Raw genomic sequence first — 20054 nt, forward strand, 5'->3', positions numbered from 1 at the left:
AACCGGTGCTCGACTCAGTTCATTCTTTTTTTTTTGCCGCCGCTGAGATCATAGATCGCGATCGACTTGATCAGCATCTTAGGCTGCTTGGCATAAGGATCAAAGCTTCGAAACGGATCGATCCGTAATTGACCGACCGGGGCCTTTTCGTTGAGCTTAAACAAATAGGTACTGAAAGTTTTGGATGCCTTGATATCCCGGCCGTCCATTTGGGTCGCGTTGAAACCGCCTTGGGGTGATGCCCAGAAAAACTGAAGCGTTTCATCGGTAACCGGATGGGCTTCGATCGCAAGCACTAAGTCCCCTTGGACCGCCTGATTCATCGTGATTGCCAGTTGCGAATCGTCACCGGTCGGCGACAACACGGCGTGATCATCGATAACTTGCACGTCCAAATGGTTGCGTGACTTCCATCGCTCGACGGAGGAGGGGTTGGAGAAATCCCAAGCGATCAATTGTTTGGCACGGGTCATGTCGATTTCATCGGGATTGATCGACGTGTCTTGCGGTTCGGACGTTTCCAACGCCTTCGACGCCCGACCGATGCCGTTGTCGGCGACAAAGGAGTAGCTTCCCGAACCGACCTTCAATTTGGCTTTACCGTCTGCCGCACTGAGGAGTTGCACATATTCGTTGGCGGAAATCGGTTGGCCGCCTTCGGTGATCGAATCGGCGTCATCGGTCGGCAGGTAAACGGTCGCCGTCGTGTTGGCGGGAACCGTGACGTTCAAACGAAATTGACCGTCTTCAATCTTCCAGTCGCTGAGGATCATTCCGCGGATAGAATCATAGCTCGCAGTGACTTGGTCGATCGGGTCTCGCATCGCATTGCTGTTTGCGCGTGGGGGACGCGGATCGATGATCACGTTCGCGTAACCGGGGCCGTCGCTGCGGATGCCCGCAAGCGTTCCGAACATCCATTCGCACACCGCTCCGAAGGCATAGTGCGAGAATGAGTTCATGGCCGCGTTGTGTCGGCCGAATGCGTCTTCTTTCGTGTAGCTGTCCCAACGTTCCCAAATCGTTGTCGCGCCGTTGGCGATCTCATATCCCCACGAGGGAAAATCGCGTGATTGCAACAGGAACGTCGCCAGGTCATGTTGTCCCGATTCGGACAGGACCGGCAACAAAGGACGTGTTCCCAAGAAACCCGTCGACATGCGATTGCCGTTCTTGGCAATCATTTCTGCCAAGTACGCACCGGTCGCCTCGCGTTGGTCGGCGGGGATCAAGTCGGCAAATAACGCGAGGGCTTGTGCCGATTGCGTCCGAACGTTCACCCGTCCGTCGGAATCGACATACTTTTTGTTGAACGCTTGCTTGGTTCGATCGAATTGATTGCGGTACTGTTTGGCTTGATCGTCTTCGCCGATTGCCTCAGCCATCTCCGCCATCATTTTTGATGAAATCGCAAGATAAATCGTGTCGACGAAATCTAGCGGCGTCGACGCTCCTTGGGCCAACCAATCGCCCCAAGCGTTGCCGTGGGCAATCCCCAAATCGTTTTGGCTGGTCCGTGTGCGCCACTCCATGAACCGGGTCATCGGTTCCCAGCATGTCCGGATCACGCGTTGGTCACCGTAGGCTTGCCAGATCGTCCAGGGGCAAATCACTCCGGCGTCGGCCCATGCGGTACCGAAGTCCCAACCGTGCTGAAATGTGAACGGTGCGTATCCAGGAAACGCGCCGCTGGGTCGTTGGGATTCCATCAATTCGCGCAACCACTTGGTATAGAACGCACCGATGTCGGCATTGTACGCGGCGGTACCGACGTAGGCCTGTGCGTCGCCCGTCCATCCCATCCGCTCGTCTCGTTGGGGACAATCGGTCGGCAGATCCAAGAAGTTCGAACGCTGAGTCCAAACCACGTTTTGGAATAAACGGTTGACCATCGGATCGTTGCATGTGAACTCGCTCGTCATTGGCGTGTCGCTGTGCATGACCAACCCAGTGACCGCATCGGTGGACGGTGTTTCGCCCTCGTCGGTCGGGAAATTGCTCACCTCGACGAATTGGAAACCGTGAAAGGTGAATCGTGGTACGTAGATCTCACCGTCCGGATCGCCCTTGCAAATGTAGTAGTCGGTCGCGCGGGCTTTGCGAAGATTCTCGGTCATCAACCGACCGTCGGGATGCAACATCTCGCCATAACGGATCTGAATCTTGTGTCCGGCCGGGCCTTTCACCTTCATACGAATCACGCCCGCAAAGTTCTGTCCGAGATCAAAGGTGTAAACGCCCTCGTCCCGCTTGGTGACCGACTTGGACGGGATCTCTTCGGTGATCCTGACGGGAACACCCGGAAAAGCTTCGAGCTTGGGGCGTTTGAAACCGAGGTTGCGAGGTTCGCCGGTGATCTGCGGCCCGCGACCAGCAGCATCGGGATTGCGGGCTTCATAAAACATCGCCACCGTATCGCCGTTGGCCTCCGCCGGAATCGCCGAATCCCACGCCGAGTCGTCGAACCCGGCGGTCGCCCACCCGGTCATCTCGCGGCGAGCGTCGTAGGCTTCACCCATCAACAAATCGGCTTCTTGGATCGGTCCCGCTCCGGTGACTTTCCAAGTCGAGTCGGTTGTGACGATCTCCGTCGTGCCGTCGCTGTAATGAATCTCCAACTGAGCCATCACGGCGGGAATTTTTCCGTAATTGGAACGGCCATTTTTCTCCGTACCCATTCCGGTCAACAAACCGAACGCGACGTAACCGCTGTACCAACCCTCGGCGACCCAAGCTCCCAAGGCGTTATCGCCATTTTGAACCAAGTCGGTGACGTCGTAGGTGTTGTAATAGGCCCGCTGTAAGTAGTCGGTCCAACCGGGAGCGAAATAGGCGTCACCGACTCGCTTTCCATTGAGGTGCAGTTCATAAATGCCAAGGGCGGTCGCATAGACGGTCGCACGCTCGATCGTTTTCTCGCCAGCATCAAACTTCTTGCGATATTGCCTCGCTGCGGGAAGGTACAACGTTGACGTATCGGTATGAATCGCAGAGTCGTCGTCGTAACTGATGTAGTTCGCCCGCCAATCGTTGTCGTTCAACAAACCCATTGACCAGGTCGCCGTGTCGCTCCAGTTCGACGGATTCCCTTGGGCGTCCCAAGTCTTGACTTTCCAAAAGCAAACTTGCCTCGATTTGAGCTCCTCGCCTGCGTAGGGAATGTGAAGCGTCTCGCTGGAGGCGATTTTGCCGGTATCCCATAAGTCGCCTTGGTCCATTGCCAATTTTTCAGAGTCGGAAGCAACGAGGATTTGATAGGCCGTTTGTACTTGACCACGACGATCGGACTGTACTCGCCAAGTCAAACGAGGTTCGGTTTCGTCGATGCCCAGAGGATCAACCAAATATTCACAGCGCAAGTGAACCGGCGTCAAAGCGCCATCCAACGAATCAGCCGAAGCGGAAGCAGCGACAAATGTCAACACAAAAAGTATCAATAGCGAGCGGATCATGGCGTCGAGTGATGTCATTGAGAGCGAGTATGTGGGGAATAACACGAGGGATCAGATTTCGACTTGATCGGCATCGATGCCGACTTCGCGTCCCATCCACCACGGGGTGGTCAAGAACCAAACGACGGTTCCGATGAGCCCCATCGTCAAGACCATGTCATGGCTGAGGGATCCGGCGAAGTACAAGACACTCGGAAGCGTGACCAACCCGAGTGCGACCAGGGAGACGAGTTTGCAGAGCGTATTCATGATTCGATTTCTGTAGGAAGTTGAATTAGATCGTGGTCGTGGACGTACCTAGCCAACGGTGGCCTAGCCAACGGTGGCTGGCTTCTGGGTTATTTTGCTCAACAGCAGATAAATCACACCACAAGCGATCCAGCAAGGAACGACCGCGTAGGCGGCGAACAGCCCCTGCCAAAAGATCAGGTACAAGCCGACCGCGACGGGTAACAACCACGCAATCAAGACGGCCACATTGATTGAAGATCCGTTTCGCATGGCATATTCGTCGTTCAACCCAAATCGTTGCATCAGGTAGTAGTCAACGAACACGATCGCCCCCATCGGGCCGAGCACGGTGCCGTAGGTACCGACGAAACCGAGCAATTGAGCGGAAAGGTTGGGGAACGCACCGGCTAGCGTGGCGACGCCGCCGGCAACTAGCGTCATGACGACCCGAGGGCTTTTGGGGAAAACGCCTTGGAAGGCCAATCCGGCCCGATAAATTGTCGGGTTCGCGGTCGTCCAGCCGGCGATGACGACGCAAATGATCCCGGTCCAACCGAGAGCGCCCCAGGCTAACGCACCGGGGTTGGCGGTGGCGTCTTGGGAAAGTTTGATCTGTGCCGCGAGCAGCAATGCGGCGGCGATCCACGCCATGTAATGCCCGAGAAACATTCCGATCGCAGGTGCCCAGCCCGATGATGGGCTCTTGGCGAAACGAAAGATCGATAGATCCGCCATGCCGAAATGCATCGCGCCGTTACACAACCAGGCGAATACGACGATTTGCCAAAAACCAAATTGCTGTACGCCGTTTTCGGCTTGAACGAACGCAATCGCGTCGGACCAGTATTGGCCTTGGCGGAGTGCCTCGACGTTGTTGGCGTCCATTTGCACCAACGAAATCACACCACAGGCGGCAAAAATCGCAATCATCCAAGGCGCGGCGATGTTGGCGACTCGGGCCACCATTTGGTAACCGGCCGCCGCGATCGCAGCCATCACCACGCCGACGATCACGACAAGAACCGTGAACGACGGCGCACCCAATCCGAACGTCGATGCCGGTGTCTCATAAAGGATGCCGAATGGAACGCCGACGGCACTGGCCGATACGGTGACCATCGCACCAGCGAGGAAACAAAACAAAACACCATTGATGACGTTATAGAACTTAACCAACCCGCCCCCGGCGATTCGTTCGAGTTGATAATACAACGTCATCCTTTTAGCGATCGCGATCGGAGTCACGAGATAACGCCACGTCAGCACGGCCAATAAATTGCCCAGCAACAGGCCGACAATCAGATCCTGCAGGCTCGCTCCGGCGGCGAGGAACAGCGGTCCGATCATGAACTCCGTTCCGGCGGCATGTTCGCCCGCGTACATGCCCCAAAATTTACTGGCACCTAACAGAGCTCTGTCAGGAACTCGTTCGCGTTCGAATTCACCGGATCCACCTTGTGATTCGTCGGAATCATGGACGGGGGCGCCGGCATCATAAAGGTTGGATTGGTCGGACAAGGAATCGTTCCTAGAATGGGGATGAATGACTAAACCGATGCTTCGACTTGAGTTCGATGCGACAAAACGGACGACTCGTAACGGCGAACCTCGTCGAGCCAAGCCCGGCCGACGGGGACGCTTTTGGTTTCGCAGTAGTAATCCCAGACGGCACCAAAAGGCATACTCTTTTGTTCTTCCATGAATGCCAATCTCGCCGTGAAGTCTCCTTCGGCTTCGAGACGCTGCAACTCCGCGGTCGGTTCTAACAGAGCCATCAACAATGCCTTGATCGTGTTGCGAGTTCCGATCGTCCAAGCCGCAATACGGTTAATGCTTGCGTCAAAGAAGTCCAATCCGATATGGACGCGGTTCAAATGATTTCCGCGAACAATTTCTTGCATGATGGCTTGTAGCTCGTCGGTCATCGTCACCACGTGATCGCTGTCCCATCGAACCCCGCGACTGACGTGCAGTAACAGCTCAGGCACGTACATCAATGTCGACGAAATCTTGTCTGAGATTTGTTCGGTCGGGTGAAAGTGTCCTGCGTCCAAGCACAATACCTTTTCACGGGAGATCGCATAGCCAAGATAGAATTCGTGCGAGCCGACGACATAGCTTTCCGATCCGATGCCGAACAATTTGCATTCAACCGCATCGAGCGTGTGCGTGGGATCGAGTTGATCGGCAAAGATTTTGTCGAGTGAGTCGGCCAGGCGCCGACGCGGCAACCCGCGATCAGCCGGGCTGTCTTTGTAACCATCCGGTACCCAGAAATTATTGATGCAAGGATTGCCTTGTGATTTGCCCATCGCTGAGGCGATGTGCCGACAAGCCGAACCGTGATCGATCCAGAACTCGCGAATGCCCGAATCAGGGTGAGCGAGGGTCAAGCCATCGTTCGCTTTGGGATGCGAGAAATAGCTCGGATTGAAATCAAGTGACAACGACTGGCTGGCGGCCCAATCGATCCAGCCTTGAAAATGCTCGACGCCGATCTGGTCCCGATCAACGTAGCCGTCGAACTCGCCGTAGAGTGCGTGCAGGTTCAAACGGTGCTTGCCGGGAATTAGAGAATACGCCTGTTCAAGATCCTCGCGGAGTTCATCGGCGGTCCGGGCGCGCCCCGGATAATTGCCCGTCACGGCTAAGCCGCTGCCGAGGGTTTCACCCGTGTTTTCGAAACCGGCGACGTCATCGCCCTGCCAGCAATGCACCGAAATCGCGACGGATGCAAGGGTTTCTAACGCCGACTGCACGTCAACGCCGATCGATTGATACCGTTCGATGGCGAGACGAAAGGCGGCTTCGATAGCAGATGAATGGCCCATGGGACTGCCTCAATGGGAAAACGGTGGGAAGCGTGACGGAAATGATTCTTCCGCTAAGTCCGCATAATTACAAGTTGCCGACCGGTCACCCGATCAATTTACTCGATTCCAACATCGCTCACCTTCACGATCGTGCCGTCGTTTAGCACAATAGTGCCAAGCTGTGATTGGACGTATTGATCGTCTAAGCCATTGATCGCTATGCACACCGGAAAATCGACGAACGTTCAGGAGTCCGATGATTCATTCCCCCGATCCGATTCCCGTGCTGCGTCGTGCCGATTGGTTTTCCGACCCGACTTGCCCGATCGCCGTCGAACGCCAAGAACCTCAAGATCCGATCGGTCTGCACGCTCATGACTTCTGTGAGATCGTCGTGATCACCGGCGGGCATGGACAACACGTTACCGGCGAAAACCGGTACGACCTGAAAACCGGTGACACATTCGTCATCGGAGGCGCACGGCCTCACGACTACGTCAATCTGAACGAACTATGCCTGATCAACATTCTGTTCGATTCCAATGAGATCCCATGGACAATGGGTGACCTGATGTCGGTGCCGGGGTATCACGTGCTGTTTACGCTTGAGCCTGCGTTTCGCGAACGGCATCGATTTGATAGCCGACTGCGCCTCTCACCGATGGATTTGGCACACACGATCGACATGATCGGCAGACTGCAAGACGAGCTACGCGCAAAACGACCAGGTTATCAGCTGATGGCGACGACGATGTTCCTGCAACTGGCGACTTCGTTGTCGCGTCTGTACGACCGCTCGCGAGACGACCAAAGCCGCTCGCTCTTGCAGATTGCCGACGCGATCAGCCACATCGAACGAAACTATACGGAGAACGTAACGTTGGACGAGTTGGTGGAAATTTCTCAAATGTCACGTCGCAATTTCCTGCGAACGTTCGAGCAAACGATGGGATACAGTCCCATTCAATACCTGATTCGGTTGCGAATCCGTAAGGCTTGCGAACGTTTGAGAACGGACCGTTCGAACATCACCGAAATCGCCATGTCGGTGGGCTTCACCGACAGCAATTACTTCAGCCGCAAATTCCGAGATGTGATCGGTGTCTCGCCGCGAGATTACAAAAGCCAATACTAGTACTTCAACCACATTTGACTTTAGGGTGTCAGCAACGTGGCTCGACGGTCCTCCGTCGAGAATCACGGTGGGGACCACCGTGCCACGTTAAATCAACAGGCCGCTAACGGCTTAACCGTAGTAACAAAGATACGAGGTCGGCTCTTCGATCTTGACTTGGAACTTTTGGTTCGCGTCGACTTCGAACTGTTGGCCCGCTTTGAACGTTTCGAACGAATCGCTACCGGGCAGCTTGGCGAGGATCGCGCCACTGGTCACCTTCATCAGTTCGTGTTCGCTCGTTCCGAACTCATAATCACCCACCGCCATCACGCCGGATGTGATGCGGCCTTCGGAGTTTTCGAAACCGATCGATTTGACTTTGCCGTCGAAGTATTCGTTCACGTTCATGGAGTTAGTTGATCCGTCGGGAATGTGTGGTTGCGTATTGGGTAAGTCAGCCTGGTGTGCTTTAAATCGCCAAACGACGTTGGTCCTCGGCGAGCACTTCGAGCCAATCGGCGTGTAGCATATCGTCTTCGTCGTCGTCAGCTAGCTGCCAAGACGCGGGAATCGGTTCGGACTCGATGGGTCCCGCCGAATCGACGTTGGAGTTAAGGAAATTGATGACCTGCAAGGCGTCAATCGCGGAGATGAATCCGTCTCCGTTGACGTCCACGCTCGAGTCGAAATCCGTGTTGCCGAATTCGCCCGATGCGGACGAGATCGCGTTCAGCCGATTGAGCTCGTTGATGACGATCAGGGCATCCAAAGCCGTGACCCGATTGTCCAAGTTGACGTCCTCGGCGGCAGACGATACAGCGGTCAACCCGGACAAGGACGCGACCCCGGCCAACAAAGGCTGATTGATTCGCAATCGCGTCTCACCCAGACGGATTTGCGAGACGCCGAGTGGCAAACGTCCGGAATCGATTACACCATCGAGAAGTGTTACCGAAGCGAATGCTTGGCCCGGAACCGTTCCATCAGCCGGATCAGCTTGAAAGATCGCCGTTCCAGGACGGATCGCCCGCATCGTGATCGTGAATAAATCCGCCGGACCTTCATGCGATAATGATTCTAAATCCAGTTCGTTCAAAAGGAGAGTTGGATCCGGAATCGCCCCACCGAACTCGTCCAGCACCCCAGCGAGTGCCGACAAAGATTCGAGTTGGTTTTGAGCAACCGCGAATCGTTCGCCGAACTGAATCGAAAGGGGAACGGAGTCGGTACGATCGAAATCGACCGGATTGACCAAATCGCCGGGGTACAGCAAATCAAGAAACGCGGATGCGACCCCTTGGACTTGATCGCTGTTCAGGTTGCGCAAGTCGTCGACCGAAACGCGAACGCGGAAAACATCCCCGACGTTCACGCTTGTGATCACATTCTCGGTCGTTGCCGAAATGGCTCGAACATCAATCGACGCCATCGAGTTCATCGACGACGGAGAACCGACAACCATCGTAACGGTTCCCGACGCATAGGCGTTTTGGGTCGGATCACTTGACTCGTCGGGCTGGCTCTCGGCAGTGTAGGTGAACTGTTCCACTCCGACAAATCCATCGACGGGTTGATAAACCAGTGTGTGCTCAGGAGTCAGTACCAGCCTTCCACCGGCCGAGCCATCTCCCACCGAACGAATCCGCAAAGGACGCGAACCGTCGAACGAGTCGTTCGCCAAGACATCAATCTCGCAACGGAATCGCGACGGATCACATTGATCGGGAAGGGGAATCAACATGGTGTCGTCGACGGTTGTGACCGTGCCGATCCGGTCGGCGACTTCGACGTGCACCTCGGCGTAATCCAATCGACCCGATCGATCCGTGACTCCATAACGCAGCGTCACTGGACCGATGTAACCAGGAGGTGGTGTGTAAAGCAACACCTGAGTTCCCGCCGGGGTCGCGGTGGTCGTCAAGTTCCCCAACGTTGCCGATAAGTTTTCCGGATCAATGTTCAACGGATTGGCGATCGAAGTCTGGTCGTTGTCCAGAACGCTGAGCGGCGAGTCGATGGCATTTCGTGAAACCACATATCGATCATTGAAGGCAAGTCGAGCGGCGTCCTCGCTAGCGAAGATCCTAAACGCGTAGTCCTCGACCTCGCCCTTGGATTTGTGACCTCCGATTTCCGCACCCGGCGTGTCGGAGTATCGAAAACGAGCAAACGTTTCGAGGATTCCGTTTCTTGGAAACGAAAGATTGTTTGGGACCGCGACGACGATCGAGGTGCTCCCTTGCCCAGGCGTGTCGCTTTGCCCATCGGCATCGCCTCGGATGACTCGATCGCCCACGATTAACTCGCCGGGATCGAGGAAGTCTCCGTCGGCATTGAAATCGATCCAGCCACGTAGGTAACCGTTGCGACCGGTCATGTTGGTGACGTCGACGATGATCTCGCCGTCGAGACCCGCGATCAACGCGGTTGTGATCCGCACGCCGTCGTCGTCATTCTGACCCAACCGATCGTCGCCGGTTGCCGTCGCGCTCACTCGTGGCGATGGTTCGCTGTCCACGGTGCTACCGAGAAACAGGTCGTCGCTAACACCATGGCTGGGGCCTCCCGATGCGATCAGTGTCAGATACGAATTGGGCGCGTCGCCATAGTCTCGAAGGTCGTTTTGGGCTTCGGTCAAGCCAAAGTCCGGCCCGTTCATGCCCGGTTGGATTTGAAACACCTGGGTCAACGGTGTGGTGCCCCGGAAACCGTTGGGCCGGATGACCGTCACGGTGACCGATTCCGGATTGGTGGTGGATAACTCCGCGATGGGGATCTGATACACGCCGTCTTCAGCGACCACCTGTTCATAACGCTGACCGGTGCGATTGTTGACCGCCGAAACGGTCACGCCGGACAAACCACGTTCGCCGACGTTCGCGCCGTCGGCATTGAGGTCATTGAAGACACGTCCGCTGACCAACCGAATCGGTTCGGTGAACGTTAACCCGAAATCACCGCCATGAATGTCGGGGATACCCAACGTTGGCACGAGCGAGAAAGAACCAGGCAGGCTGCTCAGTACGAAAAATCCACCCGGATGCTCACGGTCTTCTCTCGTGTCATCCGCCATCTCGTCAACCACTCCGTCAAGATCTTTGTCAGGCAGATCGCGGTCTTCACCGTCTGCATTCTGAGTTGATTCGGCTGCCCCACGGACGGAAATCAACTCTGGTAACAAGTCGCCGTTGAGGTCCAACAGTTGAATCTCGTGATCACGAAACGGCGGCGGCAAAGTAATCCGTGATTCCTCATCGTTGGGAATGGGATTGTTCGATTCGGAATCGTCCGGCTCCGGTTGAGTCAATGCAGGTCTCGTCGAAACGGCTAGGTTCTCGACATATCCTTCATCAGTGACAGAAAAGACTTGCACGCGATCAGTCGTCCGATCCGCCACCACGAGACTTTGAACGACACCACTGGAAGCATTCCAAACTTCCAGACTCGATGGCACAAGGGAAGTACGCAGACCACCGGTTCGCACGAAACTTTCGTCTTCGACGGAATACAACTGTAGGTTCTCTTGGTTGGTGCCAAATCGCTCGGCTACCGTCGCGATCACGACCGTCGGCGTGTCGCCGGACTCATGGTCGACGACGACCATGTCGACCACGTTACCGCCCACGTTTCGATCCGACCGGATGTAATCCACCACCAGTTCGTCGGTCGGTGTTGCCGGATCATCTGTTTGCAAGACGTTGGATTGGTAGACCCGCACGTTACCGTTAAAGGAACCGACGACGATGTCATCGAAGCCATCTAGGTTCAGATCGTCGACAATCAGGGCCCGCACGTCCGTGCCACCGGCGGGAAGATGCCATTCGGCTCCGGCGTATATCGGGTGCATCAAGGAAATGTTATTGCTGCCCTGACTAATGCTGACGACATAGGGCGTCGATTGGCGACCGAGTGTACCGATTGCGAGCTCGATAGGTGATATGGTTCGCGATGCCGATAGGTTGGGCAGGAACAGATCATCAGCAAACGCTTGACGTATGTTCGGGAACGACTCAATGTCCAGAAGATTGCCGGTTGCGTTGGCCAATACGATCGGATCACCAAACCGGTCAAATTCCCGTTCAGGATCGAAACGACCGGGCAGAATTGCGACATAATCGTCCTCGCCACGAATCGTCGCACCGATCGACGCAATGACCAAGTCCATCAGTCCGTCGTTATCAAAATCGCGGGCGAGAATCGACGTCATGTCGGGAGCGATCCCCGGCACAGCGACGCTGGGGCCCTCCACGAACTTCACGTTGAGAGTCCCTTGGTTTTGAAAGGAATTGCCATCGTCTGCGCCGGAGAGTTCACTCATCGGAAAGTTGTAGAAAATTTGAATCCGGTCGATGCGTTCGGACGAGCTTGTCGTTCCGACGGCTAAGTCCAATCGTCCGTCGCCGTTGAAGTCCGCCGAGGTGAACGGTCCGGCGTCGCGTAGTTCGCTATCAAACAGTTCGGTTGCGATTCCGGCAGGTTCACCGAATTGGTCGCGGATCGGAAAGGTTTGCAGACCTGTGTCGGCTTGGACGCTGACGATGTAACGTTCCGGGCCTGTGATCTCGCCGTCGGGCGTTCGCAAGGTCACGCCGGCGGGCAATAAGTTATTGAACTCGTATCGCCCCGATACGGTGATGGAAGGCTCAACGATTTCACCGTACGCATTGACGACCGTACCAACGACTGGATTGGACTCGGTTTGAGAGTCATCGGGTTGCCCCAACACGACGACCGCGCCCGTCCACAAACGATCGAGCCGATCCGGCGTCGCACCGGACTTGCCACCGTTGCGGTTTTCATCGTGGTAGACGGTTCCCGAGATCGAGGTAAGCGGTGCGGCGGTCAAGTTCACGTCGGGCTGGTCGCGACCGTCGGCTTGAACAATCACTGTCGCACCAAAACCGGTCGCCACATAACCATCGAGCCGCTGCTGGCGCAATTCAAAACGCCCCACCGGCGGTGATTCGATGCGGTACGTCCCATCGGATTGAGTTTGGGCGAACGCTTCGTTGTCGTCCAAGCGTCCGTCGCGATCTCCGTCCAAGTAAACCACGACGCCGGCCAAGCCCGGTTCGCCGGGCTCCGCAGCACCGTTCCCGTTGAAGTCGACGGTGACCGTTCCCGCGACCGCCAAAAGTCGACGCCCCTCGAGCGGTTCAACGAGCATGCGACGGCGATGGTTCGTCGATGGTTTCGCGTGGCGAGACGTTCTTAACCAACGGGAAGCTTGACGGCAAAATCAAAGGGTCATCAAACACCAGAATGCAAAGGAATGTAGGCCGCGAAACGCAGGGCTCGTGGTGAGGCCTGCACAGTTTAGGGGGTTTGTGACGGCTTGCAACCAATGTAGGCCTACCCCTGGCCCGTCGAAAAAAGCTTTTGAAACGCGTTCTGCTACGAGATAAGAACTTTCAAGAGACTCGCAGACCGCTGGTCGAGCCCGGCAATTTTCAGGCATTGAAAGACCACGAGAAAATACAGACGGCTACAATGACGGCTTATTGATCCGCCCTCTATAACCGAATATCGACCTATGCGAATTCATCCGTACTTCGGTGTCTTTCTTGCTTTCAATCTAGTTTTTCAATCGGCTACAGGGCTACTAGCGGCCGATCCGACTTCGCAAGCGAAGACGTTCATTGAAACGTCCGGTGTAAAAGGCGGGTTTGTTGTCCATCTGGGAGCGGGCGATGGAACTCTAACCGAAGCGCTTCGGCAGAACGACGCGACTCAGGTACACGGATTGATTCGAGATGCGGCCTTGGTCGACGAGGTTCGATCTCGCGTGCGGGCCTCGGGCGGATACGGCGACGTGGCGTTCGATCATTTTTCCGGTGCCGAACTGCCGTACGTCGACAACCTTGTCAATTTGCTAGTTGCCGAAGAACTGGACGCTGTCTCGATGCAAGAAGTCCTTCGCGTTTTGGTGCCCAACGGCGTGGCCATGATCAAGCAAGACGGAATCTGGACGAAGACCGTCAAACCGCGGCCTGAGAACATTGATCAATGGACCCATTATCTACACGACGCGACCGGCAACTCAGTCGCCCATGACGACGTCGTCGCGCCACCACGGCACTTGCAATGGGTGGGCAGTCCGAGATGGTCCCGACACCACGATCGCATGGCGAGCATGAGTGCACTCGTTTCGACCGGCGGGCGAATGTTTTACATCATGGACGAAGGCAGCCGGATCTCGATTCAGTTGCCACCCAAATGGAAACTGATTGCGCGAGACGCGTTCAACGGAACGATCCTTTGGAAAAAAGACATCGCGAAATGGCAGCCACACCTTTGGCCGCTCAAGAGCGGACCGACCCAGTTGTCGCGTCGACTCGTTGCGATCGACGAAACGGTTTACGTGACCTTGGGTTACAACGCACCATTGACAGCGCTCGATGCCGCAACGGGTGAGGTGTTGCAAACGTACGAAGGAAGCGACGCAACCGAAGAAGTCATTTCGACGGGCGATTTGTTGTTCCTCGTCGTGCGAAAAGGCCAAGCGGAATTGGAAGATTACGCGCCGCTTCATCCCGTCGTGGGCGATCAAGCTCGGTCGCGTGAATTCTTTTGGAATGAAGAGCCTCGCGTACTGATGGCGTTTGAAGCCAAGTCCGGCAAACCGTTATGGGCCAAAAAGACGAAGATCTCGCCCCTATCTTTGGCGGCCCAAACGCTTCAGGGCGATCAAACCCAAATCTATTTCCACGACGGCGAGAAAGTGGTCAGCTTGGACGGACGATCGGGAGAGTTGGCATGGGAAAGCGAACCGGTCACACGGCGTCAATCATTCACGTTCAATTTCGGACCTCGACTGGTCGTGTACGAGGATGTCGTCCTGTACGCCGGTGGCGACGGCAAGATGATCAGTTCCGACGCCAAGACCGGCAAAAAACTCTGGGACGCTCAATTTCCAAGTAGCGGTTACCAGTCGCCTCAAGACTTAATGGTCGTCGATGGATTGATTTGGCTGGCACCACTTACTTCGGGTAAGGACTCCGGCGTTTACACCGGACGCGATCCGCGAACCGGTGTCGTCATGAAACAGTTTGCCCCCGACGTCGACACGTATTGGTTTCATCACCGCTGTTATATTGCCAAGGCGACCGACAATTACTTGATCCCTTCGCGGACCGGGACCGAGTTTGTCGATCCCGACAGCGAGCACTGGGACATTAACCACTGGGTTCGTGGCGGATGTTTGTATGGGGTGATGCCGTGCAATGGTCTGACTTATGCGCCACCACATAATTGTGCGTGTTACCCCGAGGCTAAATTGTTCGGATTCAACGCGCTCGCACCGATGGCTCCAACGCGTCCGATCCCCAAACAAGTCCCCGAGTCGGGACGGCACGAACAGGGGCCCGCCTTTGGGCGAGAACTCACCGAATCGGATACCTTGACGGAAGCCAATGATTGGCCGACGTATCGGCATGATTCCAACCGCAGCGGAACGACCGGCATGCCGATCGACGAGCCGGTCAAGCAAAAGTGGCAAGCCAAATTAGGAGGTCGTTTGACGTCACCGGTGATCGCCGATGGCCTTGTCTATGTCGCACAAGTTGACCGGCACACGTTGCACGCGTTGAACGAATCCACGGGGTCGATCGAGTGGTCCTTCACCGCCGGTGCCCGCATCGATTCCCCGCCGACCGTTCACCGTGGTCGCGTTGTTTTTGGTGGCGCCGACGGTTGGGTTTATTGTTTGACACCTCAGGGTGAACTCGTTTGGCGTTATCGCGCCGCGCCGTTGGATCGACGCACGATGGCGTATGAACAACTTGAATCGCTTTGGCCGGTCCATGGTAGCGTACTGATTCATAATGATACGGTTTACTGTGTTGCGGGTCGCTCAAACTTCCTCGACGGTGGATTGCGGTTGATACGATTGGACTTAAAAACCGGCCGTAAGTTATCCGAGACCATCATGGATGAAACGAATCCGGAAACCGGCAACAACATGCAAGAGAAGGTGGCCATCTTGCAAATGCCCGTCGGTTTACCAGACATCCTGACCTGCGACGGACAACACGTTTTCATGAAGTCACAGAAGTTCGACCTGGAAGGCAATCGATTGGAGATCGGTCCCAATTCAGGAGATTTTGTTGGCCAGGTCAGCAAGCAACGCGGGCCCGACGCCCACATTTTTGCACCGATGGGTTTCCTCGATGACACGTGGTTCCATCGCTCGTACTGGGTTCTCGGACAAAGCTTCGCGGGCGGCCATGGCGGCTACTACCAAGCAGGCCGGTTTGCCCCATCGGGTCGCATCCTCGTCAACGGGAATGGCTATGTCTACGGTTATGGTCGTAAACCGCAGTACTTGCGATGGACGACCGTGCTGGAGCATCAGCTGTTTGCCGCCGATCCGAATCCTCCCGAAATCCCGGAAGTACAAGGTGGCCAAGGCAAGGGAAATGGCCAAGGCAAGGGACAGCAACCAAGCGGTTCCGGCATCTCATTTTCTAAGTCTCAAAGTTTGAATCCCCTGGGCAAACCGATCACGGTGGAAGCGTGGATCACGTCGACTCAACCGCAAGGCGTGATTTTGGCGCGGGGTGGACCAACCGCCGGGTTTGCCCTTTCGCTCAAAGACGGCAAACCCGAGTTCCATGTTCGTGCTCGCCGGGAGCTGAGCACCGTATCGGGTCCCAAACGGATTATCGGCGGATGGCATCACATCGTCGGCGTACTCGACGAATCGAAACAGATGCACTTGTATGTCGACGGTGAACTTGCCGCCACCGGCATTGCTAATGAACTATTGGATACCGATCCGGTTCAAGGACTTGATATCGGCGAAGACGGACAGTCGGCCGTTGGCGACTACCAATCCCCGATGCCGTTCGTCGGAGTGATCGATGAAGTTCGTTTGTATTTTGAAGCCATCGACGGCGATCGCATCACCAAGCGATATCGTGAAGGCACCGAGTTGTCCTCCGATGCGGTTTTGGCGGTTAGCTTTGACGACGGAACTGCCCGCGACCACAGCGTGCATCGCAACAACGGAACCATGGACGGCGTCCGCTCGATCGAAGGCAAGTTCGGTCAGGCCGTTCAATTCGTGGCAACCAAGCGACAGGTCGGCAACAAAAAAGCGGGCGGGAACAGCACCTTGAAACCGGGCGAAAGCCTCGTCAAACCAAAGTGGACCAGTGACGTGCCGATCTACGTGCGTGGGATGGTACTCGCGGGTTCGAACCTGTTCATCGTGGGACCGCCCGATACGATCAACGAAGAAGAAACGTTTGCCAAGCTTTCCGATGACGATGATGAAGTTCAACAAGAACTCGCGTTGCAGGATGCCGCGTTGGAAGGCGAAGACGGCTCGTCGTTGTTGTCGGTAAGTATCGACACCGGCACGATCTCCAACGAACTGAAATTGCCTTCGCTGCCCACCTGGGACGGTCTCGCCGGCGCCAACGGAAGCCTTTTCTTATCGACGCTCGACGGTACGGTAATGTGTTTCGGACAATAGTTCGTGGTTGACGGTTAGCGGTTGGTTTCGATTTCTAAGTAACGAGCATGTTGATATCTCTACTCATGGCGACGATGATCGTCATGCTTCACACCGCCGTTGACGCGCCGGCCGCCGAGGTCGACTTTGTTCGCGATGTTCGTCCGATCTTTCAGAAGCATTGTTATTCGTGCCATGGTGAAACGAAGCAAAAAAGCGGCTTGAGATTGGATGTCAAATCAGAAGCCTTCAAAGGAGGCGATGCCTATGGTCCGAGTTTGGTAGCCGGACAGGCTGACGAGAGTCCCGTGATCGAGTTAGTCAGCAGCGATGATGACAATTCGCGGATGCCCCCCGAGGGCCATCCGTTGTCGACCGAGGAAATCCTCACGCTGAGAACATGGGTCGATGCGGGGGCGGTTTGGCCTGACGGGGTTGATTTGGCGCAGTTGGAAGATCGTCTTAATCACTGGTCACTGAAGCCGATTCGGTCGCCCAATGTTCCACGGCTCAGCGACGACGATTGGTCTCGCGGCGCGCTCGATTGTTTCATCTTCGCGAGTTTGCAAAGTCACGGTTTGGCACCCGCACCAACGGCGGATGTGGTTAGCTGGCTTCGTCGCGTTACGCTCGATCTTACCGGGCTCCCGCCGAATCCGCAGGAGACGACGGATTTCGTAAAAGAGAGCCGGAAAGGAGAGTCGGCGTATGTCGAGGTCGTTGACCGACTGTTGGAGTCGCCTCGTTACGGCGAACGTTGGGGACAACATTGGCTTGATGTCGTCCGATATGCCGATACGCATGGTTTCGAAGTCAACACCGAACGGCCCAATGCATGGCCTTACCGCGACTACGTGATTGATGCGTTTAATCACGACACGGCTTACAATCAGTTCATCAAACAACAGATTGTCGGCGATGCGATGGGCGCAGACGCGGCGACCGGCTTTTTAGTAACGGCATCGGTTTTGTTGCCCGGACAAATCGGCAAAGACGCGCCGTCGATGCGGCTGGCGCGGCAAGATTCGCTCGACGAGATCGTCAACAACATCAGTCAAACGTTTCTGGGTCTGAGTGTCGGATGTGCGCGCTGTCACGATCACAAGTTTGACCCGATCAGCGCGAAGGATTATTACGCGATGCAGGCCTTCGTCGCGGGGGTCGAGTACGCCGATCGTGAAATCCAATCGCCCGAGGCGGAAGCGGCGAAAGCCGAGGCCGAGCGATTGCAAGAACGCGTCTCGCAAATCGATCAGCGGCTCGCCAGCTTCGTGCCGTTGGCTCGTCCGGTTTCAACCGACGATGCGGATGCAGAAGTGACTAGTGTCAAACAGAATGTGCCTGTCGCTTCGAAACGTTCCTCTATACTCGCGACCATCAACACCGATCGATTTACTCCCGTAAGGACGACGCGGCTTCGCTTCACGGTTTTGGCGACGAATCGTTTGGAACCTTGCATCGACGAACTGGAGGTTTTCAACAAGGCGGGGCAAAACATCGCGTTGGCGAGTTTGGGAACCGTCGCGACGACATCGGGCGACAAGATCGTTGCCAATCGACACGAACCGCGTTTCATTCATGACGGCAAGTATGGGAATTCTCGCAGTTGGATGTCCAGCGGCGTAGGCGAAGGCTGGGTTGAATTGGAATTCGAGACCGAGCAAGAGATTGACCGTGTCGTGTGGGGACGCGATCGGCAAGGCAAATTCAATGATCGACTGGCAACGGAATATCGCATCGAAGCGTTCGTCGGCGATGCCTGGAAATTGCTTGCCGATTCGACCGATCGCGAACCGAGAACCGATGAATCATCGAAAGCGCCGTCGATTTGGATCGCGGGACTGACCCCCGAAGAGGCTGGCCAAGCAAGTGGCTTGTTGAAAGAGAAAGCGGAACTGGAAGCAAAAATCAAAGCGGCCGGCAATGGTCAGAAAGTATTCGCCGGAAGGTTTCGCAAGCCGGACGAGATTCACCTGCTCAGACGCGGCGATCCGGAACAGCCTGCCGAACCTGTCGTGCCGGCGGTGCTCAGTGCGATCGGGGAATTGTCGTTGCCCGAGGCGACGGTCGAACAAACACGTCGCCAGACGTTGGCCGATTGGATTGCGTGCCCCGACAATCCGCTTACCGCTCGAGTGATGGCGAACCGAATTTGGCAATGGCATTTTGGCGTCGGACTAGTCGAAACGGCGAACGACTTTGGACGAAACGGAGTCGAGCCGTCGCATCCCGAATTGCTCGATTGGCTTGCGCAAGAACTCATTCGATCGGATTGGTCGATCAAGCGGATGCATCGCTTGATCGTCTTGTCATCGACGTATCGCCAATCCACACAGCACAACGCGGACGCGGAAATGATCGATGCGGATGTCAAACTGTTGTGGCGATTCCCATCGCGCAGGTTGGAAGCGGAAGTGATTCGCGACGGGATGCTTGTCGCGAGCGGACAACTGAACATGAGGATGGGAGGCCCCGGGTTTGACCTTTTCAACAAGCGAGGCGGGCTATCGGGATTCACCCCCGTGGAGTCGTTTGCCGGGGATGGCTTGCGAAGGATGGTTTACGCTCACAAAGTGCGTCGCGAACGGGATGCGGTCTTCGGCGCGTTTGATTGCCCCGATGCGGGCCAGAGCACTCCGCGTCGTGTGGAATCGACAACACCGATTCAAGCACTCAACCTGTTCAACAGTCGTTTCACAATCGAGCAGTCCGAAGCGTTCGCATCGCGAGTGAAGGACGAAGTCGGCGAAGATGTGATCGCTCAGATTCAACAAGCGTATGAAATCGCTTTGAACCGAAAGCCATCCGCCGAGGAATCATCCGACGCCGAACCGGTCGTCCGCACCCACGGCTTGCCAACCCTATGTCGTGTCTTGTTCAACAGCAACGAGTTCCTATTCCTCCCCTAAACTTAAACTTAAACCTAAACCTAAACCTAAACCTAAACCGACCCGGCCACTTCCAAACGCCAACGACAACGCCAC

General features: G+C 55.8%; 9 protein-coding genes. 3 read left to right on the forward strand and 6 right to left on the reverse strand.

Annotated elements, in window-relative coordinates:
• Nucleotides 1-14: 14 nt before the first annotated feature.
• The 4 genes from Pla100_RS02775 to Pla100_RS02790 all read right to left on the reverse strand — a co-directional run bounded on the left by Pla100_RS02775 (nt 15) and on the right by Pla100_RS02790 (nt 6514).
• Nucleotides 15-3497: a family 78 glycoside hydrolase catalytic domain gene (locus Pla100_RS02775; RefSeq protein ID WP_456238267.1), complete on the reverse strand. Its 3483-nt coding sequence runs from the start codon at nt 3495-3497 to the stop codon at nt 15-17.
• Between the two features lie 6 nt (nt 3498-3503).
• Nucleotides 3504-3701 carry a hypothetical protein gene (locus tag Pla100_RS02780; protein ID WP_146576116.1) on the reverse strand — a complete coding sequence of 66 codons (198 nt, stop codon included), beginning with the start codon at nt 3699-3701 and terminating at the stop codon, nt 3504-3506.
• A 63-nt stretch (nt 3702-3764) separates the two neighbouring features.
• Entirely contained in the window at nt 3765-5201 is a 1437-nt protein-coding gene (locus Pla100_RS02785; RefSeq protein ID WP_146576117.1) for a purine-cytosine permease family protein, read from the reverse strand.
• Nucleotides 5202-5230: 29 nt separating this feature from the next.
• Nucleotides 5231-6514: an L-rhamnose isomerase gene (locus Pla100_RS02790; protein WP_146576118.1), complete on the reverse strand. Its 1284-nt coding sequence runs from the start codon at nt 6512-6514 to the stop codon at nt 5231-5233.
• A gap of 238 nt (nt 6515-6752) precedes the next feature.
• On the opposite strand from Pla100_RS02790, the gene Pla100_RS02795 reads away from it, so the two are divergent.
• Nucleotides 6753-7631 (forward strand): helix-turn-helix domain-containing protein, encoded by an 879-nt coding sequence (locus Pla100_RS02795; RefSeq protein ID WP_146576119.1) that lies wholly within the window; start codon nt 6753-6755, stop codon nt 7629-7631.
• A gap of 111 nt (nt 7632-7742) precedes the next feature.
• On the opposite strand, the gene ppnP is transcribed toward Pla100_RS02795, so the two are convergent.
• Both ppnP and Pla100_RS02805 read right to left on the reverse strand, forming a co-directional pair.
• The gene (ppnP, locus tag Pla100_RS02800) at nt 7743-8021 is read right to left on the reverse strand and encodes a pyrimidine/purine nucleoside phosphorylase (RefSeq protein WP_146576120.1); all 279 of its coding nucleotides are present in this window, start codon (nt 8019-8021) and stop codon (nt 7743-7745) included.
• A gap of 61 nt (nt 8022-8082) precedes the next feature.
• The gene (locus Pla100_RS02805; RefSeq protein WP_146576121.1) at nt 8083-12780 is read right to left on the reverse strand and encodes a dockerin type I domain-containing protein; all 4698 of its coding nucleotides are present in this window, start codon (nt 12778-12780) and stop codon (nt 8083-8085) included.
• A 366-nt stretch (nt 12781-13146) separates the two neighbouring features.
• On the opposite strand from Pla100_RS02805, the gene Pla100_RS02810 reads away from it, so the two are divergent.
• Both Pla100_RS02810 and Pla100_RS02815 read left to right on the forward strand, forming a co-directional pair.
• Nucleotides 13147-17091, forward strand: a complete 3945-nt coding sequence (locus Pla100_RS02810) for an outer membrane protein assembly factor BamB family protein (protein ID WP_146576122.1) — start codon at nt 13147-13149, stop codon at nt 17089-17091.
• 83 nt (nt 17092-17174) lie between these two features.
• A complete protein-coding gene (locus tag Pla100_RS02815) occupies nt 17175-19979 on the forward strand; it encodes a PSD1 and planctomycete cytochrome C domain-containing protein (RefSeq protein ID WP_146576592.1) in 2805 nt (934 codons plus the stop codon).
• The last annotated feature ends 75 nt before the right edge of the window (nt 19980-20054 follow it).

Source organism: Neorhodopirellula pilleata, assembly GCF_007859915.1.
GTDB classification, from domain to species: domain Bacteria; phylum Planctomycetota; class Planctomycetia; order Pirellulales; family Pirellulaceae; genus Rhodopirellula; species Rhodopirellula pilleata.

What these genes read in the sequence shown, in the direction of transcription:
- Pla100_RS02780 (WP_146576116.1), bottom strand. Translation starts at nt 3,701, where the DNA reads ATGAATACGCTCTGCAAACTCGTCTCCCTGGTCGCACTCGGGTTGGTC.
- Pla100_RS02790 (WP_146576118.1), bottom strand. Translation starts at nt 6,514, where the DNA reads ATGGGCCATTCATCTGCTATCGAAGCCGCCTTTCGTCTCGCCATCGAA.
- Pla100_RS02795 (WP_146576119.1), top strand. Translation starts at nt 6,753, where the DNA reads ATGATTCATTCCCCCGATCCGATTCCCGTGCTGCGTCGTGCCGATTGG.
- ppnP (WP_146576120.1), bottom strand. Translation starts at nt 8,021, where the DNA reads ATGAACGTGAACGAATACTTCGACGGCAAAGTCAAATCGATCGGTTTC.
- Pla100_RS02805 (WP_146576121.1), bottom strand. Translation starts at nt 12,780, where the DNA reads ATGCTCGTTGAACCGCTCGAGGGGCGTCGACTTTTGGCGGTCGCGGGA.
- Pla100_RS02810 (WP_146576122.1), top strand. Translation starts at nt 13,147, where the DNA reads ATGCGAATTCATCCGTACTTCGGTGTCTTTCTTGCTTTCAATCTAGTT.
- Pla100_RS02815 (WP_146576592.1), top strand. Translation starts at nt 17,175, where the DNA reads ATGCTTCACACCGCCGTTGACGCGCCGGCCGCCGAGGTCGACTTTGTT.